The organism is Klebsiella sp. WP3-W18-ESBL-02, from assembly GCF_014168815.1.
GTDB classification, from domain to species: Bacteria; Pseudomonadota; Gammaproteobacteria; order Enterobacterales; family Enterobacteriaceae; genus Kluyvera; species Kluyvera ascorbata_B.
Genome location: NZ_AP021972.1, coordinates 563,165 through 586,951, shown reverse-complemented (window position 1 = coordinate 586,951; position 23,787 = coordinate 563,165). Strand labels below are relative to the sequence as shown.

The window sequence follows — 23,787 nt, the reverse complement described above, 5'->3', positions numbered from 1 at the left end:
GCAGCCGCCCGATATGCCCGGCATATCGGGCGGCGCTTAGGTGAAATTATGACAAATAACGATTCGGCTCTACAACTGAGCAATGTCCTTAACCAGGAATGTACCCGCAGTGCAGTACACTGCCAGAGTAAAAAACGCGCGCTTGAGATCATCAGCGAGCTGGCGGCTAAACAACTTAGCCTGCCGCCGCAGGTGGTGTTTGAAGCCATTCTGACCCGTGAAAAAATGGGCAGTACCGGCATCGGTAACGGTATCGCGATCCCGCACGGCAAGCTGGAAGAAGATACGCTGCGCGCCGTCGGCGTGTTTGTGCAGTTGGAAACGCCAATCGCCTTCGACGCCATCGACAACCAGCCGGTCGATTTACTCTTTGCGCTACTGGTGCCGGCAGACCAGACCAAAACCCACCTGCATACGCTTTCCCTGGTGGCAAAACGTCTGGCGGATAAAACCATTTGTCGCCGCCTGCGCGCCGCGCAGAGCGACGAAGAGCTGTATCAAATCATCACCGATACGGAAACCCACGATGATGCATAATGGACATCACATCGTACTGAGGAGAAACGGTACATGGTACTGATGATCGTCAGCGGCCGCTCTGGCTCGGGAAAATCAGTGGCCCTGAGGGCGCTGGAAGATATGGGCTTCTACTGCGTGGATAACCTGCCGGTGGTGCTGCTGCCGGAACTGGCGAAAACGCTGGCTGACCGCGAGATATCGGCCGCCGTCAGCATTGACGTGCGTAACATGCCCGAAACGCCGGAAATCTTCGAACGTGCAATGGAGAACCTGCCGGACAACTTCTCCCCGCAGCTTCTGTTCCTCGATGCCGATCGCAATACGCTGATTCGTCGCTACAGCGACACCCGTCGTCTGCACCCCCTCTCAAGTAAGAATCTGTCGCTGGAAAGCGCCATTGATGAAGAGAGCAACCTGCTGGAGCCGCTGCGCTCTCGCGCCGATCTGATCGTCGATACCTCCGAGATGTCCGTTCACGAGCTGGCGGAAATGCTGCGTACCCGTCTTCTGGGTAAACGCGAGCGTGAGCTGACGATGGTATTTGAATCCTTCGGCTTCAAGCACGGTATCCCTATTGACGCCGATTACGTTTTCGACGTGCGCTTCCTGCCGAACCCGCACTGGGATCCGAAGCTGCGTCCGATGACCGGCCTCGACAAACCGGTCGCCGCGTTCCTCGACAGGCACACCGAGGTTCACAACTTTATTTACCAGACCCGCAGCTATCTTGAGCTATGGTTACCTATGCTGGAAACCAACAACCGTAGCTATCTGACGGTGGCCATTGGTTGTACCGGCGGTAAACACCGTTCGGTTTACGTTGCCGAACAGCTGGCTGACTACTTCCGCTCACGCGGTAAGAACGTGCAGTCTCGTCATCGGACGCTGGAAAAACGCAAATCATGACCGTAAAACAGACCGTTGAAATCACTAATAAGCTGGGCATGCACGCTCGCCCGGCGATGAAGCTGTTTGAGCTGATGCAGGATTTTGACGCGGAAGTCTTGCTGCGTAATGACGAAGGCACCGAAGCGGAAGCCAACAGCGTGATTGCGCTGCTGATGCTCGACTCCGCCAAGGGTCGCCAGATTGAGGTTGAAGCCACCGGCCCACAGGAAGTGGAAGCGCTGGCGGCGGTGATTGCGCTGTTTAACGCCGGGTTTGACGAAGACTAGTCTCGTAGGCCGGATAAGGCGTTTACGCCGCCATCCGGCAATACAGCGGTGCTTTACGAATGCCAGATGGCGCTACGCTTATCAGCGCCTACAAAACTCACCGCAACCTGCAGCTAATACAGCTTATTTTCCCGCATAAACCCTTCCCCGCCCAGCTGACGCATCTGGCGTAAAATCCACGCCTGACGGCTGCGTACATACCCTGACGGCGCGCTGGCCTTAAAGCGAATGGGGTTTGGCAACACGGCCGCCAGCAGCGCAGCCTCCGCCATCGTCAACTTACTGGCCGGTTTATGGAAAAAGCGCTGCGACGCAGCCTCCACGCCAAAAACGCCGTCGCCAAACTCAGCGATATTCAGGTAGACGGTCAGAATGCGCTTCTTGCTCCACACCGTCTCAATTCCCAGCGTGAGACCCGCCTCCAGCCCTTTACGCAGCCAGCTGCGCCCGTCCCACAGGAACAGGTTCTTTGCCGTCTGCTGCGACAGCGTTGATGCGCCGCGGATGCGGTTTTCGTTGCGCTCATTGTGCGCCAGCGCCTTCTCAATTGCCGTGACGTCAAAGCCCCAGTGATCGGGGAACTTTTGGTCCTCGGCGGCAATCACCGCGAGCCCCATCCACGGCGAAATGTCATCCATGCTGACCCAGTCCGAATGGGCAACATAGCCGAAGTCTCCCGACAGCCATGCCCCCACCTGGCGCTCAATCATCACGGCAGAAAATGGTACCGGCAGAATACTGAACGCGGCAATGCCGCCGCCCCATGCCAGCACCAATAGCAGCAGCAGCCGCAAGACCAGACGTTTTAGCCCAGCTACACTCCTCAAAGCCATCTCGTTCTCGCTAACTCTCTGACGCTGATTAATATTTCTGATTAAGCGTTACGCTTCACACATTTTACTGATTCACGTAACAAACATTTTAAGTTTTGCTATCTTATTGAGCGTGCAATCGTATTTCAGGTTGTGTCAAACAAACAAAATCAAGCCAATCATCTGACGCAGCCACCAGTTCCCTGGTGTTGGCGCAGTATTCGCGCACCCCGGCTAGACCGGGGTCATTTTTTATCAACGTTGGCTACCCACGCTTTCAATACCGCCACATCGTGCTGCCATTCCGACTTCATTTCTTCAACCCATTCACCTACGTTATCCCACCATGCCGGCAGGTCCGGTGACTGGATCTGTTGCCCTAGTTGCTGAAGGTGACGAAGCCCTACGGAACCGGCAGCCCCCTTAATCTTGTGTCCTTCCTCGACAATGCCTTTTTGGTCACGGGCGGTCAGGTTTGACTCCAGCACCGCCAGGTAGCCCGGCATCATTTTTTCAAACACGGCCAGGCCATCGGTAATCAGCTTCGGCCCTACCAGTTCGATATACTGCTCCAGCATCGGTATATCGAGCAGCTGCTGCGACTTGCCGTTATCACTCTGGCTCACGGTACTCTCCTCTTCGTCTTCAGCGGTATCCCAGAACTTCTTGATCATCGCCGTCAAGGCCGGTACCGAGAGCGGTTTACTCAGCACATCGTCCATGCCAGCATCCAGATATTCTTTCTTATCCTTCAGTACGTTGGCCGTCAGTGCCACCAGCGGCGGCAGATCGTCGGCATGATATTTACGCGTCAGCTCGCGGGAAATATCCAGACCGGTCATGTCCGGCAGTTGGATATCCAGCAGCACCAGGTCATATTCACCCGGCGTAAACATCTCCAGCGCGGCTTTCCCGGTCATGGCGACGTCTACGCTATTCCCCAGTTTTTCCAGCACGGAGCGGGCAACAATCACGTTCAGCTCAATGTCTTCCACCAGCAGCACGTGCAGTGCGGGCAGCGGCATATCGTCTTCTTCCAGCGTATCTTCGACTTCCTCAGCCACCGCCGGCGCATGCACCGTCAGGGTAAAGACAGAGCCGTGGCCCGGCTGGCTGGAGACGTCGATATCCCCGCCCATGCTTTTCGCCAGACGCTTCGACACGGCAAGACCGATCCCGGTACCGGTGGCCGGTTTACCGCCCTGGCTATCTTTCACCTGATAATACATGGCAAAGATTTTATCCTGCTCCTCCTGCGGGATACCGATACCGGAATCCTCCACCTCGAAGTGCAGCATATCGCCCTCGTCATAGCGCACGCGGACCACCACGTTGCCCTGCTGGGTAAACTTCACGGCGTTGCTGATCAGGTTCCACAGAATCTGTCGCAGGCGGGTACCGTCGGTAATCACTTTATGCGGCAGCGGCAACGTTGGCTCCATAATGAAGCGAAGCCCCTTTTGCTGGGCCTGCAAACCGGAAAGGTTTTCGAGATCCGCCAGGAAGCCGGTGAAATCAACCTCCTGGTTATCCAGTTGCACCTTGCGGCGCTCCATCTTATCCATATCAATAATATCGTTGAAGATATTGCCCAGCGTGACCGCCGACACGTGGATGGTTTTCAGGTATTTCTCCTGTTCTGCCGTCAGGTTAGTGTCGAGCAGGATTCGGCTAAGCCCCACGATGCCGTTAAGCGGCGTGCGCAGTTCATGGCTGATGGTGGAGATAAAGGTCGTTTTGTCGCGGCTGGCGCGTTCCAGTGCGTCCTGGTAGCGCTTGCGTTCGGTAATATCGCGACCAAAGCCCATCAGGCCGTGGCGTTTCCCCACGCGGTCGTAGTACGGCACTTTACGGATCTCAAAACACGCTTTGCGTCCGTCCGGGTAATCGAGCCATTGTTCGTAGGTGAGCGAGACATTATGACGGAAGACTTTTTCATCGGTTTCAATGACTTTTGCCGCCGCCTCTGCGCTATACACCTCTTCAGGATGCAGGTGAATCAGCTGCTTTTCACTTTTACCCGTCAGTAGCTCCATCGCCCGGTTACAGCCGGAAAATTCTTTATCTTCATTGCGATAGAAAACCAAATCCGGCGATGCGTCGAGGAACGAACGCAGGAAGGAGGACTGCTGCTCAAGGCGGATCTGCGTCTCTTCGCGCTCCTGTACCTCAATACGCAGCTGTTCAAGGGTAGCCAGACGTTCCGCTTCCGCTTTTTCACGGTCGCTGATCTCCTGGTTAAGCTGGGAAATATTGTCTTTCAGCTGAACGTTGAGCTTAAGGTCGCGTTCGCGCATCTCTTCAAGCTTTTCAACCAGCCGGGACAGACGCTGCCGCGACTCTTCAAGCTGCTCAACCACCACCGACAGAAAATACACTGCCCATGGGGTAATCAGCAGGCCGAAGAAGATGGAGCGAATAACATCGATACTCTCCACCTGGCCATGCAGCACCATGGTGACGGCCATCTGTACCACAATCGCCAGTACCACCAGCGCCAGCGCGAGCAACAGAGAGAAACGTACCAGACCCAGCTTCATCATCAGGTCGACGTAATACTGCGCCAGCATACGGATTTGCTTCATAAGGGATTCCTTAACGACAACGTCGTTCAATCATACCCAATTCTGAGCGCAGCGCGGTAGGTTGTGTAAAAAATGCGAGGATTATCTGTGAAGTCGGTGTTGTAGGCCTGATAAGCGCAGCGCCATCAGGCAATGTGATCCTGACAGCCTGATGGCGCTGCGCTTATCAGGCCTACACGGCGGCGAGGCGTGACGACACTACGGCTGCACCCAAGGCGTGCCCAGCGCCGAGCCCTGCACACCGTGTTCATTCAGGTATTTATCCAGCTCGACCATCCCGGTCCAGCGGTTCTCACACCATAGCGGCGCCAGCAGCGTTGGCCGGCGAGCGCTGGCGGAAATACGGTGATAAATCACCTCCGGCGGCGTATGACGAATCATCTCGCCCGCGGTCACCGTATAGTCGTCCAGCGCAATGCCGTTCAGACGACCGGCTTGCCAGGCCTTCGCCATAATGCTACCGGTGACAATATGCAGCGGATGCAGCTTAATGCCGTCAACGCCCGTCTCAACCACCTGCTGGAGCGTCTCCAGGCATTCGCTCTGCCCTTCCCCGGGCAGGCCGACAATCAGGTGACTGCACACCTTCAGGCCGCGTTCACGTGCCAGACGCGTCGTATTCTGGTAACAGGCAAAGTCGTGGCCGCGGTTAATCCGGTGCAGCGTTTTATCGTGCGCGGTTTGCAGCCCCAGCTCCAGCCACACTTCATAGCCCTGCTCGTGGTACTCACTCAACAGGTCTAGTACCGCCTCCGGCACGCAGTCCGGGCGCGTACCCACGCACAGCCCGACGATATTGGCCTGGCTTACCGCCTGCTGGTACATCGAACGCAGCACCTGCACTTCGGCAAAGGTGCTGGTATAGGCCTGGAAATAGGCCAGATAGCGCTTTGCGCGGTTCACCAGCTGCGCCTGATGGGCAAGCTGCTCGGCAATCGACTTATGCTGCTGCGCTTCATCGGCAAACGAGGCGACATTACAGAACGTACAACCGCCCCGGCCAATGGTGCCATCGCGGTTTGGGCAGCTGAATCCACCATGCAGCGTCAGTTTATGAACCTTTTCGCCGTAACGACGCGTAAGATCCCCACCAAACATATTGACTAATTTTTGTAACTGCATAATCTGATAGACCGGCCTGAAGAAAGGGCCCAAGCCTGCCACTTTTAGTCTCGATCGGCGATGACCTGGATCAATCGCCATGTAGACCCTTTACCTTATTGCATAACAAATCAAAATTATTGCAATTTCATTCAGAGGAAGCGTGATTATTTTTGCTTATGTCAGTACCGTTATTTGCAATAATCCAGCGCCCGTTGAAAAACAGAGCGATCATATACCCCCACTGTCAATACCAGCATTAAATGCTACTTTTAATATCCAAAACAGCACATGAAGATTAAAAGCGCGCTTACAGATAGTGAGACAGATCACACTCATTGCGGCATCCCCATCAGGTCCTTAACCGAGAAAAATGCATTATTTTTTATATTAATCATCATGTTAACTTCTCTATAGCACATTTCTGTATAAATAAGATTGCCATTTGACCTATGTAGCGATTCCCGATAAGTTGGGAATCCGCTGGAAGCTTTCTGGATGAGCAGCCTGCTCATCATATTTATGCAGTAATTGAGATTCCCTCTTAAGCAAGTCCTCAAACTTGTGCGACCTACGCGAAAAGGATAAAAGAGGGCGAATGCGAGGTTAGGCAAAGAGTGCCTCACCCCGTCGCCATGCTCTTGCTGTGCCTTGCGCGCAATCGATTAAGGGGGCGTCCCGTAGAGCCTGGGGAGGTTCACTGATATGTTGTACGATAAATCCCTTGAGAGGGATAACTGTGGTTTCGGCCTGATCGCCCACATAGAAGGCGAACCTAGCCACAAGGTAGTGCGTACCGCGATACACGCACTGGCCCGAATGCAGCACCGCGGCGCAATACTCGCCGACGGTAAAACCGGTGACGGTTGTGGCCTGCTGCTGCAAAAACCTGACCGTTTCTTTCGCATCGTCGCCGAAGAGCGCGGCTGGCGCTTAGCGAAAAACTATGCCGTTGGGATGCTGTTCCTGAATAAGGATCCTGAACTGGCAGCGGCGTCTCGCCGTGTTGTAGAAGAAGAACTACAGCGTGAAACCCTGTCTATCGTCGGCTGGCGCGATGTGCCAACCAATGAAGGCGTACTGGGTGAAATCGCCCTCTCCTCTCTGCCTCGCATTGAACAAATTTTCGTTAACGCCCCTGCGGGCTGGCGTCCGCGCGATATGGAACGCCGTCTGTTTATCGCCCGTCGCCGTATCGAAAAACGCCTCCAGGAAGATAAAGACTTCTACGTTTGTAGCCTGTCGAACCTGGTCAACATCTATAAAGGTCTGTGTATGCCGGCGGATTTGCCGCGCTTCTACCTGGACCTCGCGGACCTGCGTCTGGAGTCGGCCATCTGCCTGTTCCACCAGCGCTTCTCCACCAACACCGTTCCACGCTGGCCGCTGGCTCAGCCGTTCCGCTATCTGGCGCACAACGGCGAGATCAACACCATCACCGGTAACCGCCAGTGGGCACGCGCGCGTACCTATAAGTTCCAGACCCCGCTGATCCCGGATCTGCACGACGCTGCGCCTTTCGTTAACGAAACCGGCTCCGACTCCAGCTCCATGGATAACATGCTTGAGCTGCTGCTGGCAGGCGGGATGGACATCATTCGCGCCATGCGTCTGCTGGTACCACCGGCCTGGCAGAACAACCCGGATATGGACCCGGACCTGCGTTCGTTCTTCGACTTTAACTCCATGCACATGGAGCCGTGGGACGGCCCGGCAGGTATCGTCATGTCTGACGGTCGCTATGCCGCCTGTAACCTCGACCGTAACGGTCTGCGCCCGGCGCGCTACGTCATCACCAAAGACAAGCTCATCACCTGCGCTTCTGAAGTCGGTATCTGGGATTACCAGCCTGACGAAGTGGTTGAAAAAGGCCGCGTAGGCCCAGGCGAGCTGATGGTTATCGACACCCGCAGCGGCCGCATCCTGCATTCTGCTGAAACCGACAACGATCTGAAAAGCCGCCACCCGTACAAAGAGTGGATGGAGAAGAACGTTCGCCGCCTGGTGCCGTTTGAAGATCTGGCCGATGACCGCGTTGGCAGCCGTGAGCTGGACGACGATACGCTTGCCAGCTATCAGAAACAGTTTAACTACAGCGCTGAAGAGCTGGATTCCGTTATCCGCGTGCTCGGCGAAAACGGCCAGGAAGCGGTCGGCTCAATGGGTGACGATACCCCGTTTGCCGTGCTCTCCAGCCAGCCGCGTATTATTTACGACTACTTCCGCCAGCAGTTTGCGCAGGTGACTAACCCGCCAATCGACCCGCTGCGTGAAGCGCACGTGATGTCGCTGGCGACCAGCATCGGCCGTGAAATGAACGTCTTCTGCGAAGCGGAAGGCCAGGCGCACCGTCTGAGCTTCAAATCACCGATTCTGCTGTACTCCGATTTCAATCAGCTCACCACGATGAAAGAGGAGCACTACCGCGCCGATACGCTGGATATCACCTTCGACGTGACGGAAACCGATCTCGAAACGACGGTAAAAGCGCTGTGCGATAAAGCCGAAGAGATGGTGCGCAGCGGTACCGTACTGCTGGTGCTGTCCGATCGTAACATCGGCAAAAATCGTCTGCCGGTACCGGCCCCGATGGCGGTAGGCGCTATCCAGACCCGTCTGGTTGATAAGAGCCTGCGCTGCGATGCCAACATCATCGTCGAAACCGCCAGCGCCCGCGACCCGCACCACTTTGCGGTACTGCTCGGCTTCGGCGCAACGGCTATCTACCCGTATCTGGCTTATGAAACCCTGGGACGTCTGATTGATACGCATGCTATCGAGAAAGACTACCGCACGGTGATGCTGAATTACCGTAACGGCATCAACAAAGGCCTGTACAAGATCATGTCCAAAATGGGCATCTCGACCATTGCCTCCTACCGCTGCTCCAAGCTGTTTGAAGCGGTTGGCCTGCACGACGATGTGGTCGCTAACTGCTTCCAGGGCGTGGTCAGCCGCATTGGCGGCGCGTCGTTCGACGACTTCCAGCAGGATCTGCTGAACCTGTCGAAACGTGCCTGGCTGGCGCGTAAACCGCTGGATCAGGGCGGGCTGCTCAAATACGTTCACGGCGGCGAATATCACGCTTATAACCCGGACGTGGTGCGCACCCTGCAACAGGCAGTACAGAGCGGTGAGTACAGCGATTACAAAGAATATGCCGAGCTGGTGAACAACCGTCCGGCGGCGACGCTGCGCGATCTGCTGGCGATAACCCCGAACGGGGAAACCGTCAACCTGGCCGACGTTGAACCAGCAAGCGACCTGTTCAAACGTTTCGACACCGCCGCGATGTCTATCGGCGCACTGAGCCCGGAAGCACACGAAGCGCTGGCGGAAGCGATGAACAGCATCGGCGGTAACTCGAACTCCGGCGAAGGCGGCGAAGACCCGGCGCGTTACGGCACCAACAAAGTATCGCGCATTAAGCAGGTGGCTTCCGGTCGCTTTGGCGTGACGCCAGCGTATCTGGTTAACGCCGACGTGATTCAGATTAAAGTTGCCCAGGGCGCGAAGCCAGGCGAAGGTGGTCAGTTGCCGGGTGATAAAGTCACCCCGTACATCGCCAAACTGCGCTATTCCGTACCGGGTGTGACGCTGATTTCACCGCCACCGCACCACGATATTTACTCTATCGAGGATCTGGCGCAGCTGATTTTCGACCTGAAACAGGTCAACCCGAAGGCGATGATCTCCGTGAAGCTGGTTTCCGAACCGGGCGTCGGCACTATCGCCACGGGCGTAGCGAAAGCTTACGCTGACCTGATTACCATCGCTGGCTATGACGGCGGCACCGGCGCAAGCCCGCTGTCTTCCGTCAAATACGCGGGCTGCCCGTGGGAGCTGGGCCTGGTGGAAACCCAGCAGGCGCTGGTTGCCAACGGCCTGCGTCACAAGATTCGTCTGCAGGTAGACGGCGGCCTGAAAACCGGCGTCGACATCATTAAAGCGGCGATCCTCGGCGCGGAAAGCTTCGGCTTCGGCACCGGTCCAATGGTCGCGCTGGGCTGTAAATACTTGCGTATTTGCCACCTGAACAACTGCGCAACGGGTGTGGCAACTCAGGATGAAAAACTGCGTAAGAACCACTATCACGGCCTGCCGTTCAAAGTGACTAACTACTTTGAATTTATCGCCCGTGAAGTGCGTGAGCTGATGGCCTCGCTGGGCGTAACCCGCCTCGTAGACCTGATTGGCCGCACCGACCTGCTCAAAGAGCTGGATGGCTTCACCGCCAAGCAGCAGAAGCTGGAGCTGTCTCGTCTGCTGGAAACCGCCGAGCCGCATCCTGGCAAAGCGCTGTACTGCACCGAGAACAACCCGCCGTTTGATAACGGCGTGCTGAACGCGCAGCTGCTGCAGCAGGCAAAACCGTTTGTTGATGAGCGCCAGAGCAAAACCTTCTGGTTCGACATCCGCAACACCGATCGTTCCGTGGGCGCATCGCTATCGGGCTACATCGCCCAGACGCATGGTGACCAGGGGCTGGCGGCAGACCCGATTAAGGCGCACTTCAACGGTACCGCGGGCCAGAGCTTCGGCGTGTGGAACGCCGGCGGCGTTGAGCTGTACCTGACCGGCGATGCCAACGACTACGTCGGTAAAGGCATGGCGGGTGGTCTGCTGGCGATCCGTCCTCCGGTGGGTTCTTCCTTCCGCAGCCACGAAGCGAGCATTATCGGCAACACCTGCCTGTACGGCGCAACCGGTGGTCGTCTGTACGCCGCAGGGCGTGCGGGTGAACGTTTCGGCGTACGTAACTCCGGGGCGATTACCGTGGTGGAAGGTATTGGCGACAACGGCTGTGAATACATGACCGGCGGCATCGTCTGCGTGCTGGGCAAAACGGGCGTTAACTTCGGCGCCGGTATGACGGGCGGCTTCGCCTACGTACTGGATGAAGACGGTGATTTTCGTAAACGCGTGAACCCGGAACTGGTGGAAGTGCTGGATGTCGACTCGCTGGCGATTCACGAAGAGCACCTGCGCGGTCTGATTACCGAACATGTGCAGTTAACCGGTTCTTCCCGCGGCGAAGAGATCCTGGCGCACTGGCCGTCTTACTCCGCGAAGTTCGCGCTGGTTAAGCCGAAGTCCAGTGATGTGAAAGCCCTGTTGGGTCACCGTAGTCGTAGCGCAGCTGAGCTGCGTGTGCAGGCGCAGTAAGAGGTCATCATGAGTCAGAACGTTTATCAATTTATCGACCTGCAGCGCGTTGATCCGCCGAAGAAACCGCTGAAGATCCGCAAGATCGAATTTATTGAGATCTACGAGCCGTTTTCCGAAGGCCAGGCCAAAGCACAGGCAGACCGCTGCCTGTCCTGCGGTAACCCGTACTGTGAGTGGAAATGTCCGGTACATAACTACATCCCTAACTGGCTGAAGCTCGCCAACGAAGGACGTATTTTTGAGGCAGCCGAGCTGTCGCACCAGACCAACACCCTGCCGGAAGTCTGCGGGCGCGTTTGCCCGCAGGACCGCCTGTGCGAAGGTTCCTGTACGCTGAACGACGAGTTCGGCGCAGTGACCATCGGCAACATCGAGCGCTATATCAACGATAAAGCGTTTGAGATGGGTTGGCGTCCGGATCTGACCGGCGTGAAGCAAACCGGCAAGAAAGTCGCCATCATCGGTGCGGGCCCGGCGGGCCTGGCATGCGCCGACGTACTGACCCGTAACGGCGTGAAAGCGGTGGTCTTTGACCGTCACCCTGAAATCGGCGGTCTGCTGACCTTCGGTATCCCGGCCTTCAAGCTGGAAAAAGAGGTGATGACCCGCCGCCGCGAAATCTTCACCGGGATGGGCATTGAGTTCAAACTGAATGTCGAAGTGGGACGCGACGTGCAGCTCGACGATCTGCTGAAAGATTACGACGCCGTCTTCCTCGGCGTGGGCACCTATCAGTCCATGCGCGGCGGCCTGGAGAACGAAGACGCGTCTGGCGTATTCGACGCTCTGCCGTTCCTGATTGCCAACACCAAGCAGATCATGGGCTTCGGCGAAACCGCCGAAGAACCGTACGTCAGCATGGAAGGCAAGCGCGTGGTGGTACTGGGCGGTGGTGATACTGCGATGGACTGCGTGCGCACCTCCATTCGTCAAAATGCGGCTCACGTTATCTGTGCTTATCGCCGTGACGAAGAGAACATGCCGGGTTCGAAACGCGAAGTGAAAAACGCGCGTGAAGAAGGCGTGGAATTCCAGTTCAACATCCAGCCGCTGGGCATTGAAGTGAATGCTAATGGCAAAGTAAGCGGCGTGAAGATGGCGCGCACCGAAATGGGACAGCCGGATGCGAAAGGCCGCCGTCGCGCGGAGATCGTCGCCGGTTCCGAGCATGTCATCCCGGCCGATGCCGTCGTGATGGCGTTTGGCTTCCGTCCACACAGCATGGAATGGCTGGCGAAACACAGCGTTGAGCTGGACTCTCAGGGCCGCATCATTGCGCCTGAAGGCCACGAAAACGCCTTCCAGACCAGCAACCCGAAAATCTTCGCCGGTGGTGACATCGTGCGTGGTTCGGATCTGGTGGTGACAGCAATTGCCGAAGGCCGTAAGGCGGCTGACGGGATTATGAACTACCTGGAAGTGTAAGAAGGCTCTTCTCTGGCCCCTGTCCACATTTGCGGACAGGGGCTTTTTTCTTCGTATATCCCCGCCATTCTTTGAAAGCTACTCGCAATTCAGACTGCAAGTCTTTGTAATTAGTAGAACGCGGATTGATCACTTCAGCGCCCGGGCGTATTGATAGCGGCAAAATTTCACATTGCGACTATCACTACAGGGATGAAATATGAACACGCCGGCGGCACCTCAAAACGCAGATGATTATCAGCAGATCCATGACGGTATTATCCATCTGGTCGATTGCGCACGAACTGAAATAGTTCGCAGCGTTAACGCACTCATGACCGCGACATACTGGGAAATTGGCCGACGCATTGTCGAATTTGAGCAAGGTGGTGAAACCAGAGCGGCTTATGGTGAACAGCTCATTGATCGTTTATCGCAGGATTTAAGCCAAAGGTATAAACGCGGTTTTTCTACAAGAATCCTGTGGCAAATACGCACTTTTTACATTTATTTTCAACATATTGAAATTCCGCAGACGGTGTCTGCAGAATCTAAATATCTCATACAACTGGCCAAGTTTTTCCCGCTTCCCTGGTCTGCATACGTCCGCCTTCTGTCGGTAAAAAGTCCCGATGCGCGCAGCTTTTACGAGAAAGAGACGCTCCGCTGCGGATGGTCAGTACGGCAGCTCGATAGGCAAATCGCTACACAATTTTACGAGCGGACGCTGCTGTCTCGCGATAAAACGGCCATGCTACAACAGGCTGCGCCCGCCGCCGCCGAGGTTACGCCAGAGCAGGCAATACGCGACCCGTTCATTCTGGAATTTCTGGACCTGAAAGACGAGTATTCAGAGTCCGATCTTGAAGAGGCCCTACTCAACCACCTGATGGACTTTATGCTGGAACTCGGTGATGACTTTGCATTTGTAGGCCGTCAGCGTCGCTTGCGGATTGACGACAGCTGGTTTCGCATCGACCTGCTATTTTTCCACCGGAAATTACGCTGTCTGTTGGTTATCGACCTGAAAGTAGGCAAATTCAGCTATGCCGATGCGGGACAAATGAATATGTACCTGAACTATGCCAAAGAGCACTGGACTATGCCGGGAGAAAATCCGCCCGTGGGGCTCATTCTGTGTGCGGAGAAAGGGGCTGGGGAAGCGCACTACTCACTGAACGGTCTACCCAATACCGTGATGGCAAGCGAATACAGAGTACAGTTGCCTGATGAAAAGCGGCTGGCAGATGAGCTGATTCGCTCACAAAAGGCATTGGCCGCGCAGGGTAACTTATTATCAAACTGACATAACAAAACAGGCCCCAAAGGGCCTGTTTTTTATTTCACAACGCGCAGCGCCGGTCGCCCGCCGCGAGGCGGCGGTGGCGTGTCGTCCGGCTCGTCGCCGTCATCGCTATCCGGTTTGTTGCCGTCAATGACCGACATCACCGTTTCGCTTCCAGCGTTGTCCACGTTCTCATCATCGTTGAAGCTTTCGGCATCTTCATCGTAAGCTGCTTCGGGTTCAAACATGGTTCCAGCACCGTTTTCGCGAGCATAGATAGCCAGCACGGCCGCCAGCGGGACGGAAACCTGACGCGGCACGCCGCCGAAGCGCGCGTTAAAGCGCACTTCATCATTGGCCAGCTCAAGGTTGCCCACCGCGCGCGGCGCGATGTTCAACACGATCTGCCCGTCACGCGCGTACTCCATCGGCACGTTCACGCCCGGCAGCATAACATCTACCACCAGGTGCGGCGTCAGCTGGTTATCCAGCAGCCACTCATAGAACGCGCGCAGCAGGTACGGACGACGCGGAGAAAGCTGTGATACTTCCATTCAATTAACCCCGGCCAAGGCGCATTTCGCGCTCGGCTTCCGTTAAGGAGGCGAGGAAAGAGTCACGTTCGAAGACACGGGTCATATAGCCTTTCAGCTCTTTCGCACCCGCGCCGCTCAGCTCGATACCCATTACCGGCAGACGCCACAGCAGCGGAGCCAGGTAGCAATCAACGATGCTGAATTCGTCGCTCAGGAAGAACGGCTTCTGAGTGAAGACCGGCGCAATCGCCAGCAGCTCTTCACGCAGTTGTTTACGCGCGGCGTCTGCCTGCGCGGCGGAACCGGTCATCACGACGTTCATCAGTGAGTACCAGTCTTTCTCAATACGGTGCATATACAGGCGGCTTTCGCCACGTGCAACCGGGTAAACCGGCATCAGCGGCGGGTGCGGGAAACGCTCATCAAGATATTCCATAATGATGCGTGATTCCCACAGCGTTAGCTCACGATCTACGAGTGTCGGAACGCTTTGATTCGGGTTGAGGTCAATCAGATCCTGCGGTGGATTGTCCTTTTCCACGTGCTCTATCTCAAAGCTGACACCTTTCTCAGCCAGCACGATGCGGACCTGATGGCTATAGATGTCAGTAGGACCAGAAAACAGCGTCATTACCGAACGTTTGTTGGCAGCGACAGCCATGAAAACCTCCAGGTATAATCAGAATTTGTACTGCTGCCAGCCACAACGGCGGCCAGCCAGACGATAAGCCTCATCTGCACGCTGGCGACATTCTCGTTCACGTTCTAAACAAAAAATGAACAATCGCGCGCATTTGGGCAGAAAATTGGAAGATAGTCTACCAGATTTTGAACGACTTGTGGTGAGGGGATTCCGGAAAAGCGGAAAAAGAGCCCGGCAGCCCGGCTTTACGGGCATAAAAAAACCCGCCGAAGCGGGTTTTTCGCCAATGATTGTCTGCCGAAGCAGAAACCAATTAACGTTTGGAGAACTGCGGACGACGACGTGCTTTACGCAGGCCGACTTTCTTACGTTCAACCTGACGAGCATCACGAGTAACGAAGCCAGCTTTACGCAGTTCGCCACGCAGGGACTCGTCGTACTCCATCAGAGCGCGGGTGATACCGTGACGGATCGCACCAGCCTGACCAGAGATACCACCACCTTTAACGGTGATGTACAGATCCAGTTTCTCAACCATGTCGACCAGTTCCAGCGGCTGACGAACTACCATGCGGGCAGTTTCACGACCGAAGTACTGTTCCAGAGAACGTTGGTTGATAACGATTTTGCCGTTGCCCGGTTTGATGAACACGCGAGCTGCGGAACTTTTGCGGCGACCAGTGCCGTAGTATTGATTTTCAGCCATTGCCTATAATCCCGATTAGATGTCAAGAACTTGCGGTTGCTGTGCCGCGTGGTTGTGCTCGTTGCCAGCGTAAACTTTCAGTTTACGGAACATAGCACGACCCAGCGGGCCTTTTGGCAGCATGCCTTTAACCGCGATTTCAATCACACGCTCAGGACGGCGAGCAATCATCTCTTCAAAGGTCGCTTGTTTGATACCACCGATGTGGCCGGTGTGATGATAGTACACTTTGTCAGTACGCTTGTTGCCGGTTACAGCAACTTTGTCAGCGTTCAGAACGATGATGTAATCACCGGTATCTACGTGCGGAGTGTATTCCGCTTTATGCTTACCGCGCAGGCGCAGAGCCAGTTCAGTAGCCAGACGGCCCAGAGTTTTACCGGTCGCGTCAACAACATACCAGTCGCGTTTTACGGTTTCTGGTTTAGCTGTAAAAGTTTTCATTAAAAGCTTACCCAAATAAATAAGTTACACGTTGGTGAACACCCAAACGTTTAGTCAGTTGAGGTTCACACGACATTGTCCAGCAAACCTACCCCTTCGAATAGCCTATGCCGGCGCAGAGAAAGTTTCGGGAAAAAAACTCTCTTGTAACGTGGGGTCGCAAGATTATAGAGAAGTCGGGGTCAAAGATCGACCCCTTTATGTGATTTGCTGCGGGTTTTTCAAGGTTTGGAGCGGTGTGGCCCGCTGGCCACATCCTCAGCCCCTCTCCCACGGGGAGAGGGTGGCATTCAGGGCATATGCGCGCGCTTCAGGTACTCTTCGCTCTGCATTTCCTGCAGACGCGACAGGCAGCGCTGGAACTCAAATTTCAGCCGCTCGCCCTGGTAGATGTTGTACAGCTCAACCTCAGCGCTGACCACCAGCTTGACGTGACGCTCGTAAAACTCGTCCACCAGCGCGATAAAGCGCCGAGCCTCGCTCTCCAGCAGCGGCGTCATCACCGGTACGTCGTACAGCATGACGGTGTGGAACAGGCGGGAGAGCGCAATGTAGTCGTGCTGGCTGCGCGCATCAACGCACAGCGTGGTAAACGAGACCGCCAGCGTTTGGTTCTCTACGCCGAGCGTCGGCAGCGGACGGTGGTTAATTTCCAGCGTCGTGTGGTTCTGCTGCGGCGTACCTGCCAGCGCCAGCCACAGTTTATTCATCTGCGCGCGCGTCGCCTCGTTTAACGGCGACAGCCACAGGTGAGCCTGGGTGAGCGTGCGCAGACGATAGTCAATGCCAGCGTCCACGTTCATGATATCGCAGTGCGTTTTGATCGCCTCAATCGCTGGCAGGAAGCGCGCGCGCTGGAGGCCATTACGGTACAGCTCATCCGGCGGAATGTTGGACGTTGCGACCAGCGTAATACCGCGCGCAAAAAGCGCTTTCATCAGGCCGCCGAGCAGCATGGCGTCGGTGATATCCGAGACAAAAAATTCGTCGAAGCAGAGCACGTCGGTTTCTGCTTTAAAGCGCTCGGCGACAATTTCCAACGGGTCACTGTGCCCCTGCAACGCCGACAGCTCCTCATGCACCCGCAGCATAAAGCGGTGGAAGTGCAGGCGCTGCTTCCGCTCGCCGGGCAAGCTTTGATAGAACATGTCCATCAGCCAGGTTTTGCCGCGCCCCACGCCGCCCCACATATAAAGGCCACGCACGGCCTGTGGTGCATCGGGTTCTTTTTTGCCCAACAGCTTACCAAAGCGCGCGCGCAGGCCGCCGCCGGGGGCCGCTGCGGGCATTTTGTGCTGGAGTTCCTGGTAAATGGTGTCGAGGCGATTAACCGCCTCACGCTGGACATCGTCGGGTTGATGACTGCCCTCTTCAAGGGCCTGAAGATAGCGCGATGTGGGGGACTGGCTTTGCATGATCTAATTGTTATTCCTTTGAAAACCGGTATGTCTTACTTCACGATTGACTAAAAAAAGTCCGTTCTACACTACGCGATGATGCGTCAGGATTCCACTTCTACAGGATTAGCGGTTATAGTGGCACTATCGGGCGCAGGCACGGAGTTGCCTTATAGCCAATACCCTACGGAACAACAAAACAACGGGAGATGTTCATGACCTGGGAATACGCGCTAATTGGGTTAGTTGTCGGTATCATCATCGGTGCCGTGGCCATGCGTTTTGGTAATCGCAAACTACGCCAGCAGCAGGCGCTGCAATACGAGCTCGAAAAAAACAAAGCCGAGCTGGAAGAGTATCGCGAAGAGCTGGTCAGCCATTTTGCCCGCAGCGCCGAGCTGCTGGATAACATGGCCGATGATTACCGCCAGATTTACCAGCACATGGCGAAAAGCTCCAGCAACCTGCTGCCGGGCATGTCAGCGGAAGCCAACCCGTTCCGCAACCGTCTCGCGGAATCCGAAGCCGGTAACGATCAGGCGCCGGTGCAGATGCCGCGCGACTATTCAGAGGGCGCATCCGGCCTGCTGCGCAGCGGTGCCAAACGCGATTAATCTGCATTCCACAAATATTTTACGGGCGCATGACCTGCGCCCGTCCTCTTCTGCTCACGCCGTCTATATTTACTTCAATAACATCAGTCTTTTCGGGAAGTCATATTCTTGCATCCAGGGTCATGAGGGCCAGCATCAATGAATAAATCAACGTTACTGTTAAGTGCATTGGCATTCAGCGTGGGGTTATCCGTTGCCGCACCGTCGCCGGTGTTCGCGTCACTGCCGACGCAGGTTCCGGGCCAGGGCGCACTGCCTAGCCTCGCGCCGATGCTGGAGAAAGTGCTGCCTGCGGTGGTGAGCGTACAGGTAGAAGGCACGGCCCCGGTGAACCAGCAGGTCCCGGATGAGCTGAAAAAATTCTTTGGCGATGACGGCGGCAATGCAACCAACGAGCCGGGCCAGCAGTTTGAAGGGCTTGGCTCTGGCGTGATCATTGATGCGATTAAAGGCTACGTGCTAACCAACAACCACGTCATCAGCGACGCACAGAAAATCAGCGTGCAGCTGAACGATGGCCGCGAGTTTGAAGCGAAGCTTATCGGCAGTGACGATCAAAGCGATATCGCGCTGCTGCAAATTCAAAAAGCCAGCCATCTGACGCAAATCGCCATCGCCGACTCCGACAAACTGCGCGTAGGCGACTTTGCCGTCGCCGTCGGCAACCCGTTCGGCCTGGGGCAGACCGTCACCTCCGGCATTGTCTCCGCGCTGGGCCGCAGCGGCCTGAATCTGGAAGGGCTCGAGAACTTTATTCAGACCGACGCCGCCATTAACCGCGGTAACTCCGGCGGTGCGCTGCTCAATCTCAATGGCGAACTGATCGGCATTAACACCGCCATTCTGGCGCCCGGCGGCGGCAGCATCGGCATCGGGTTTGCCATCCCCAGCAACATGGCACAGACCCTGGCCCAGCAGTTGATCCAGTTCGGCGAGATCAAGCGTGGCCTGCTTGGCATTCGCGGCATGGAGATGAATGCCGACATTGCCAAAGCGTTTAACCTCGACGTACAGCGCGGCGCTTTCGTGAGCGAAGTGCTGCCAGGCTCTGGCTCCGCAAAAGCAGGCATTAAATCCGGCGACGTGATTACCAGCCTCAACGGCAAGCCGCTGAGCAGCTTCGCCGAGCTGCGCTCGCGCATTGCGACAACGGCGCCAGGTTCAAAAGTGAAGCTGGGGCTGTTACGCGACGGTAAACCGCTGGAAGTCGAAGTCACGCTGGATAAAAGCACCTCCGCAACCGCCAGCGCGCAGCTGATTATTCCGGCGCTGGAAGGGGCATCGCTGAGCGACGGCCAGGCGAAAAATGGCACCAAAGGGGTGGTTATCTCTAACGTTGAGAAAGGCAGCCCGGCCGCGCAGATTGGCCTGCATAAAGACGACGTTATCATCGGTATTAACCGCCAGACCACGCAGTCTATTGCTGAACTGCGTAAAGTGCTGGAGGCCAAACCAGCGGTTATCGCGCTGAACGTGATGCGCGGCGGCGAAAGTATTTATCTGCTTCTGCGGTAATGACCTGAGCCGGTCATCCGTTACCCTGCGTCAGCCAATACTGGCGCAAGCTGTCGCCTTTTGACGCTCCAGGCTCAAGGATGAGCCTTCGACAGCCAGCTCACGGGGCGGATGCAGCGTATACGCTGTATGTCCGCTTAACTCGTGGTATGCTTCGTCCAGTTTCCTTATCAACGATGCCTGTATCATGCTTGTAAAGCTCTTACGTTCGGTTGCAATTGGTTTACTGGTCGGCGGCATATTGATTGTCTCCGTCCCCTCGTTACGTCAATGGAACCCTATTTCCGCTCCGCGCTTTAGCAGCACGGATGAAACGCCCGCCAGCTACAATGCCGCGGTGCGCCGTGCCGCGCCGGCGGTGGTGAACGTCTATAACCGTAGCCTGAACAGCAGCAGTAATAATCAGCTGGAGATCAAAACGCTCGGCTCCGGCGTCATTATGGACGAACGTGGCTACATTATTACCAACAAGCATGTCATCAACGATGCGGATCAGATCATCGTCGCCTTACAAGACGGCCGCGTATTTGAGGCCCTGCTGGTTGGTTCTGATAGCCTGACCGACCTGGCGGTGCTGAAAATCAACGCCACCGGTGGCCTACCGGTCATTCCGATCAACCCGGCGCGTACGCCGCACATCGGCGACGTCGTGCTGGCGATCGGCAACCCGTATAACCTGGGTCAGACCATTACCCAGGGGATTATCAGCGCCACCGGGCGTATCGGCCTCAACCCAAGCGGGCGACAAAACTTCTTACAGACCGATGCCTCAATCAACCACGGTAACTCCGGCGGCGCGCTGGTGAACTCGCTGGGCGAGCTGATGGGGATCAACACCCTCTCCTTCGATAAGAGCAACGACGGCGAAACGCCAGAAGGTCTGAGCTTTGCCATTCCGTTCCAGCTGGCAACTAAAATCATGGATAAGCTGATTCGCGACGGACGCGTTATTCGTGGCTTTATCGGCATCAGCGGGCGAGAGATCGCGCCGCTGCGTTCGCAGGGCGGCGGTATCGACCAGATTCAGGGCATTGTGGTTAATGAAATTGCGCCAGACGGCCCGGCGGCGCAGGCGGGCATTCAAAATAATGACGTGATTATCTCGGTGAACGGTAAACCGGCGGTGTCTGCGCTGGAGACAATGGACCAGGTGGCAGAGATTCGCCCGGGGTCCGTTATCCCGGTCGTCGTGATGCGTGACGATAAAAAGCTGACGATGCAGGTGACTATCCAGGAATACCCGGCGTCAAACTAAACGCTCACCGAAAAAGCAAAGGGGCCATTGGCCCCTTTGTGACATCTCAGGCTTCACGACTTACTTATTAATAAAGTCTTCACCCAGCTGAATATCTTTTCTCAGCGTCTCCAGCATACCTTCCAGCGCCTGCTGCTCGTAAGCGCTGAGCTTGCCGATAGACTGACGCTCTTCCACCCCGTTTTTACCCAGCAGCAGCGGCTGCGAGAAGAAGCGCGCATATTGACCGTCGCCTTCCACATAGGCGCATTCCACCACGCCCTTCTCGCCCTGCAGCGCACGAACCAGAGACAGACCGAAACGCGCCGCCGCCTGCCCCATAGAGAGCGTTGCCGACCCGCCGCCCGCCTTCGCTTCCACCACTTCAGTGCCCGCGTTCTGGATGCGTTTGGTCAGATCGTTTACTTCCTGATCGGAGAAGCTCACGCCGGAAATTTGCGACAATAAAGGCAGAATGGTGACGCCGGAGTGGCCGCCAATTACCGGAACTTCCACCTCACCGGCGCTTTTATCTTTGAGCTCCGCCACAAAGGTATTGGAGCGGATGATATCCAGCGTGGTCACGCCGAACAGTTTATTCTTATCGTACACGCCCGCTTTTTTCAGCACTTCCGCAGCAATAGCGACGGTGGTGTTGACCGGGTTGGTAATAATACCAATGCAGGCTTTCGGCGCGGTTTTTGCAATTTGCTGCACCAGGTTTTTCACAATCCCGGCGTTAACATTAAACAGATCGGAGCGATCCATACCGGGCTTACGAGCAACCCCGGCAGAAATCAGGACAACATCCGCCCCAACCAGCGCAGGCGTCGCATCTTCGCCGGAGAATCCTTTGATTTTGACATCAGTAGGAATATGGCTGAGATCGACCGCCACGCCCGGTGTGACGGGGGCAATATCATAGAGGGAGAGTTCTGAACCTGAAGGCAGTTGGGTCTTTAGTAGTAGGGCAAGCGCCTGGCCAATACCGCCGGCGGCACCAAGGACTGCGACTTTCATCCTAAACTCCTTATTATGGTTAATGACATTCAGGCAACAACCTGTCGTGGACCGCATAACCAACGCAGGAGCTACCTGTTGTTACTCCGTTGCGGCGACCTTAATTCACAAGGTAAATAATTACAATATAATTGCTTACAGAATGCGGGCTATCCAACAGCATCCGCACTACTCCCAGAAAAAGGCCTTTCTACGAAACCAAACTTTCATCAACTATCGATTACAATATACTCAGCGAATTGGGTAAAACAACAGCAATTTAATAACATTTCATTTACTTTTAACTTATTTGGATCCCGTGATATAGGCATGTTTCTTAGGCCTGAATTTTGCTAAAATCCCGCCTTTCTGTATTTGCTCGGGTCTCCTGGAGCAAATTATTTTGCATAAATATTCGCCTATATGCATAATAATGTTAATTTCACCACCATAATCGGGTGACTTATGCGAAGTTCAACGAAACAAGAAGAATTAGTTAAAGCCTTTAAAGCATTACTGAAGGAAGAAAAATTCAGCTCTCAGGGCGAAATTGTTCAGGCCTTGCAGGAAGAAGGCTTCGATAATATTAACCAATCCAAAGTTTCTCGCATGCTGACCAAGTTTGGCGCCGTGCGTACCCGCAACGCCAAAATGGAAATGGTTTACTGTCTGCCGGCCGAACTGGGCGTGCCGACCACCACCAGCCCGCTGAAGAATCTGGTACTGGATATCGATTACAACGATGCCGTGGTGGTTATCCATACCAGCCCAGGCGCAGCGCAGCTGATTGCTCGTCTGCTGGACTCATTGGGCAAAGCAGAGGGCATTCTCGGCAGCATCGCCGGTGATGACACCATCTTCACGACGCCGGCCCGTGGCTTTACCGTAAAAGACCTCTATGAAGCCATCCAGATTCTGTTCGAGCAGGAACTGTAAATCCTCCGCCGTTCTCCTCTGGACCACCAGAGGAGCTGCTTTTCCCGCCCTTCTCCACAGGTTCCACTGCCGTTTCGTTAGCATTTAGTGCGATTCTTCGACCTAACGCATAGATTCAGTGAATATATCCTTTACTCACCGCACGAAAAATCAAAAAACGATATCTTTTTGATTTTACGCACTATTTTAACAAGACTTTGCCAGAATTTGGCTTTTTTTATACAAATCTGTTCTAAAAATGACGATTCCTGACGTCTAATTACAGACGAAACAATTAGCGGGGTATTAATATTTCATGTGATTAGTGTATACTTAATTTCGTGATGAGGGTCACAAAACAAAGACCTTCCAAAAAAATTCGACGAGGTGAGTATCATGAAAATCAAATCAACTGTTGCCGCTCTGAGCATCCTTTCCGTTATCTCATTTGGCGCGTTTGCCGCTGATTCTATCAACAGCGATCAGGCGCAAAATCGCCAGCCAATCGGCACCGTTTCTATCGGTTCCGTCGGTTCATCCCCGATGGATATGCACGAAATGCTGAACAAAAAAGCGGAAGAACAAGGTGCGTCATCCTATCGCATCATTGAAGCCCGTACCGGCGCTCACTGGCACGCAACAGCAGAACTGTACAAATAAGACAGCGCGCAGTTAAACGTCGGCAGTTTTAAAAGTTAACGACCCAGCGGTCCAGGAATCTGAAGTATGTCCTC

General features: G+C 55.2%; 20 protein-coding genes. 11 read left to right on the top strand and 9 right to left on the bottom strand.

What is annotated here, in order from left to right; all coding sequences use genetic code 11:
• Window positions 1-48 precede the first annotated feature (48 nt).
• The 3 genes from ptsN to npr are packed head-to-tail and all read left to right on the top strand — an operon-like array spanning window position 49 to window position 1,694.
• Window positions 49-537, top strand: coding sequence for a PTS IIA-like nitrogen regulatory protein PtsN (gene ptsN / locus H7R56_RS02870; RefSeq protein ID WP_035891171.1), 489 nt, complete (start codon window positions 49-51; stop codon window positions 535-537).
• 33 nt (window positions 538-570) lie between these two features.
• Complete coding sequence (gene rapZ / locus H7R56_RS02865) at window positions 571-1,425, top strand: RNase adapter RapZ (RefSeq protein ID WP_106927282.1); 855 nt, start codon at window positions 571-573, stop codon at window positions 1,423-1,425.
• Window positions 1,422-1,694, top strand: coding sequence for a PTS phosphocarrier protein NPr (npr, locus tag H7R56_RS02860; protein ID WP_052283608.1), 273 nt, complete (start codon window positions 1,422-1,424; stop codon window positions 1,692-1,694). The genes rapZ and npr overlap by 4 nt, the downstream gene beginning before the upstream one ends.
• A 113-nt stretch (window positions 1,695-1,807) precedes the next feature.
• On the opposite strand, the gene mtgA is transcribed toward npr, so the two are convergent.
• From mtgA to H7R56_RS02845, 3 genes are all read right to left on the bottom strand, one after another.
• Window positions 1,808-2,527, bottom strand: coding sequence for a monofunctional biosynthetic peptidoglycan transglycosylase (mtgA, locus tag H7R56_RS02855; RefSeq protein ID WP_106927284.1), 720 nt, complete (start codon window positions 2,525-2,527; stop codon window positions 1,808-1,810).
• A 224-nt stretch (window positions 2,528-2,751) separates the two neighbouring features.
• The gene (gene arcB, locus H7R56_RS02850; protein ID WP_106927286.1) at window positions 2,752-5,091 is read right to left on the bottom strand and encodes an aerobic respiration two-component sensor histidine kinase ArcB; all 2,340 of its coding nucleotides are present in this window, start codon (window positions 5,089-5,091) and stop codon (window positions 2,752-2,754) included.
• A 198-nt stretch (window positions 5,092-5,289) separates the two neighbouring features.
• On the bottom strand, window positions 5,290-6,213 hold the full coding sequence (locus H7R56_RS02845; protein ID WP_106927287.1) for a tRNA modification radical SAM protein MnmL/YtqA: 924 nt from the start codon (window positions 6,211-6,213) through the stop codon (window positions 5,290-5,292).
• Window positions 6,214-6,897: 684 nt separating this feature from the next.
• On the opposite strand from H7R56_RS02845, the gene gltB reads away from it, so the two are divergent.
• The 3 genes from gltB (at window position 6,898) to H7R56_RS02830 (ending at window position 14,071) form a co-directional block, all read left to right on the top strand.
• Entirely contained in the window at window positions 6,898-11,358 is a 4,461-nt protein-coding gene (gltB, locus tag H7R56_RS02840; protein WP_106927289.1) for a glutamate synthase large subunit, read from the top strand.
• Between the two features lie 9 nt (window positions 11,359-11,367).
• Window positions 11,368-12,786, top strand: a complete 1,419-nt coding sequence (locus tag H7R56_RS02835) for a glutamate synthase small subunit (RefSeq protein ID WP_106927291.1) — start codon at window positions 11,368-11,370, stop codon at window positions 12,784-12,786.
• 199 nt (window positions 12,787-12,985) lie between these two features.
• Entirely contained in the window at window positions 12,986-14,071 is a 1,086-nt protein-coding gene (locus H7R56_RS02830) for a PDDEXK nuclease domain-containing protein (protein WP_106927293.1), read from the top strand.
• A 32-nt stretch (window positions 14,072-14,103) separates the two neighbouring features.
• Here H7R56_RS02830 and sspB read toward each other — a convergent pair whose 3' ends face one another.
• The 5 genes from sspB to zapE all read right to left on the bottom strand — a co-directional run bounded on the left by sspB (window position 14,104) and on the right by zapE (window position 17,794).
• Window positions 14,104-14,604, bottom strand: coding sequence for a ClpXP protease specificity-enhancing factor (sspB, locus tag H7R56_RS02825; RefSeq protein WP_106927295.1), 501 nt, complete (start codon window positions 14,602-14,604; stop codon window positions 14,104-14,106).
• A 4-nt stretch (window positions 14,605-14,608) separates the two neighbouring features.
• The gene (gene sspA, locus H7R56_RS02820; protein WP_106927297.1) at window positions 14,609-15,247 is read right to left on the bottom strand and encodes a stringent starvation protein SspA; all 639 of its coding nucleotides are present in this window, start codon (window positions 15,245-15,247) and stop codon (window positions 14,609-14,611) included.
• A gap of 295 nt (window positions 15,248-15,542) precedes the next feature.
• Entirely contained in the window at window positions 15,543-15,935 is a 393-nt protein-coding gene (gene rpsI, locus H7R56_RS02815; RefSeq protein ID WP_000829815.1) for a 30S ribosomal protein S9, read from the bottom strand.
• Window positions 15,936-15,950: 15 nt separating this feature from the next.
• Window positions 15,951-16,379: a 50S ribosomal protein L13 gene (gene rplM, locus H7R56_RS02810; RefSeq protein WP_000847556.1), complete on the bottom strand. Its 429-nt coding sequence runs from the start codon at window positions 16,377-16,379 to the stop codon at window positions 15,951-15,953.
• 290 nt (window positions 16,380-16,669) lie between these two features.
• A complete protein-coding gene (zapE, locus tag H7R56_RS02805) occupies window positions 16,670-17,794 on the bottom strand; it encodes a cell division protein ZapE (RefSeq protein WP_106927299.1) in 1,125 nt (374 codons plus the stop codon).
• A gap of 197 nt (window positions 17,795-17,991) precedes the next feature.
• On the opposite strand from zapE, the gene zapG reads away from it, so the two are divergent.
• The 3 genes from zapG (at window position 17,992) to degS (ending at window position 21,160) form a co-directional block, all read left to right on the top strand.
• Window positions 17,992-18,390 (top strand): Z-ring associated protein ZapG, encoded by a 399-nt coding sequence (gene zapG / locus H7R56_RS02800; protein WP_106927360.1) that lies wholly within the window; start codon window positions 17,992-17,994, stop codon window positions 18,388-18,390.
• Window positions 18,391-18,528: 138 nt separating this feature from the next.
• The gene (degQ, locus tag H7R56_RS02795) at window positions 18,529-19,905 is read left to right on the top strand and encodes a serine endoprotease DegQ (protein ID WP_106927301.1); all 1,377 of its coding nucleotides are present in this window, start codon (window positions 18,529-18,531) and stop codon (window positions 19,903-19,905) included.
• Window positions 19,906-20,092: 187 nt separating this feature from the next.
• Complete coding sequence (gene degS, locus H7R56_RS02790; RefSeq protein ID WP_106927303.1) at window positions 20,093-21,160, top strand: outer membrane-stress sensor serine endopeptidase DegS; 1,068 nt, start codon at window positions 20,093-20,095, stop codon at window positions 21,158-21,160.
• Between the two features lie 60 nt (window positions 21,161-21,220).
• Here the strand turns inward: degS and mdh are convergent, their stop codons facing one another.
• A complete protein-coding gene (gene mdh, locus H7R56_RS02785) occupies window positions 21,221-22,159 on the bottom strand; it encodes a malate dehydrogenase (protein WP_106927305.1) in 939 nt (312 codons plus the stop codon).
• Window positions 22,160-22,603: 444 nt separating this feature from the next.
• On the opposite strand from mdh, the gene argR reads away from it, so the two are divergent.
• Window positions 22,604-23,074, top strand: a complete 471-nt coding sequence (argR, locus tag H7R56_RS02780) for a transcriptional regulator ArgR (protein ID WP_106927307.1) — start codon at window positions 22,604-22,606, stop codon at window positions 23,072-23,074.
• Between the two features lie 375 nt (window positions 23,075-23,449).
• Window positions 23,450-23,713 carry a peroxide/acid stress response protein YhcN gene (gene yhcN / locus H7R56_RS02775; protein ID WP_106927309.1) on the top strand — a complete coding sequence of 88 codons (264 nt, stop codon included), beginning with the start codon at window positions 23,450-23,452 and terminating at the stop codon, window positions 23,711-23,713.
• The last annotated feature ends 74 nt before the right edge of the window (window positions 23,714-23,787 follow it).

Bases quoted from the DNA above. Each gene is read 5' to 3' on its own strand.
- yhcN (WP_106927309.1), top strand. From the start codon at position 23,450: ATGAAAATCAAATCAACTGTTGCCGCTCTGAGCATCCTTTCCGTTATC.
- rpsI (WP_000829815.1), bottom strand. From the start codon at position 15,935: ATGGCTGAAAATCAATACTACGGCACTGGTCGCCGCAAAAGTTCCGCA.
- ptsN (WP_035891171.1), top strand. From the start codon at position 49: ATGACAAATAACGATTCGGCTCTACAACTGAGCAATGTCCTTAACCAG.
- gltB (WP_106927289.1), top strand. From the start codon at position 6,898: ATGTTGTACGATAAATCCCTTGAGAGGGATAACTGTGGTTTCGGCCTG.
- mtgA (WP_106927284.1), bottom strand. From the start codon at position 2,527: ATGGCTTTGAGGAGTGTAGCTGGGCTAAAACGTCTGGTCTTGCGGCTG.
- degQ (WP_106927301.1), top strand. From the start codon at position 18,529: ATGAATAAATCAACGTTACTGTTAAGTGCATTGGCATTCAGCGTGGGG.
- H7R56_RS02845 (WP_106927287.1), bottom strand. From the start codon at position 6,213: ATGCAGTTACAAAAATTAGTCAATATGTTTGGTGGGGATCTTACGCGT.
- H7R56_RS02830 (WP_106927293.1), top strand. From the start codon at position 12,986: ATGAACACGCCGGCGGCACCTCAAAACGCAGATGATTATCAGCAGATC.
- H7R56_RS02835 (WP_106927291.1), top strand. From the start codon at position 11,368: ATGAGTCAGAACGTTTATCAATTTATCGACCTGCAGCGCGTTGATCCG.
- arcB (WP_106927286.1), bottom strand. From the start codon at position 5,091: ATGAAGCAAATCCGTATGCTGGCGCAGTATTACGTCGACCTGATGATG.
- rplM (WP_000847556.1), bottom strand. From the start codon at position 16,379: ATGAAAACTTTTACAGCTAAACCAGAAACCGTAAAACGCGACTGGTAT.
- zapG (WP_106927360.1), top strand. From the start codon at position 17,992: ATGACCTGGGAATACGCGCTAATTGGGTTAGTTGTCGGTATCATCATC.
- sspA (WP_106927297.1), bottom strand. From the start codon at position 15,247: ATGGCTGTCGCTGCCAACAAACGTTCGGTAATGACGCTGTTTTCTGGT.
- rapZ (WP_106927282.1), top strand. From the start codon at position 571: ATGGTACTGATGATCGTCAGCGGCCGCTCTGGCTCGGGAAAATCAGTG.
- npr (WP_052283608.1), top strand. From the start codon at position 1,422: ATGACCGTAAAACAGACCGTTGAAATCACTAATAAGCTGGGCATGCAC.
- zapE (WP_106927299.1), bottom strand. From the start codon at position 17,794: ATGCAAAGCCAGTCCCCCACATCGCGCTATCTTCAGGCCCTTGAAGAG.
- argR (WP_106927307.1), top strand. From the start codon at position 22,604: ATGCGAAGTTCAACGAAACAAGAAGAATTAGTTAAAGCCTTTAAAGCA.
- degS (WP_106927303.1), top strand. From the start codon at position 20,093: ATGCTTGTAAAGCTCTTACGTTCGGTTGCAATTGGTTTACTGGTCGGC.
- sspB (WP_106927295.1), bottom strand. From the start codon at position 14,604: ATGGAAGTATCACAGCTTTCTCCGCGTCGTCCGTACCTGCTGCGCGCG.
- mdh (WP_106927305.1), bottom strand. From the start codon at position 22,159: ATGAAAGTCGCAGTCCTTGGTGCCGCCGGCGGTATTGGCCAGGCGCTT.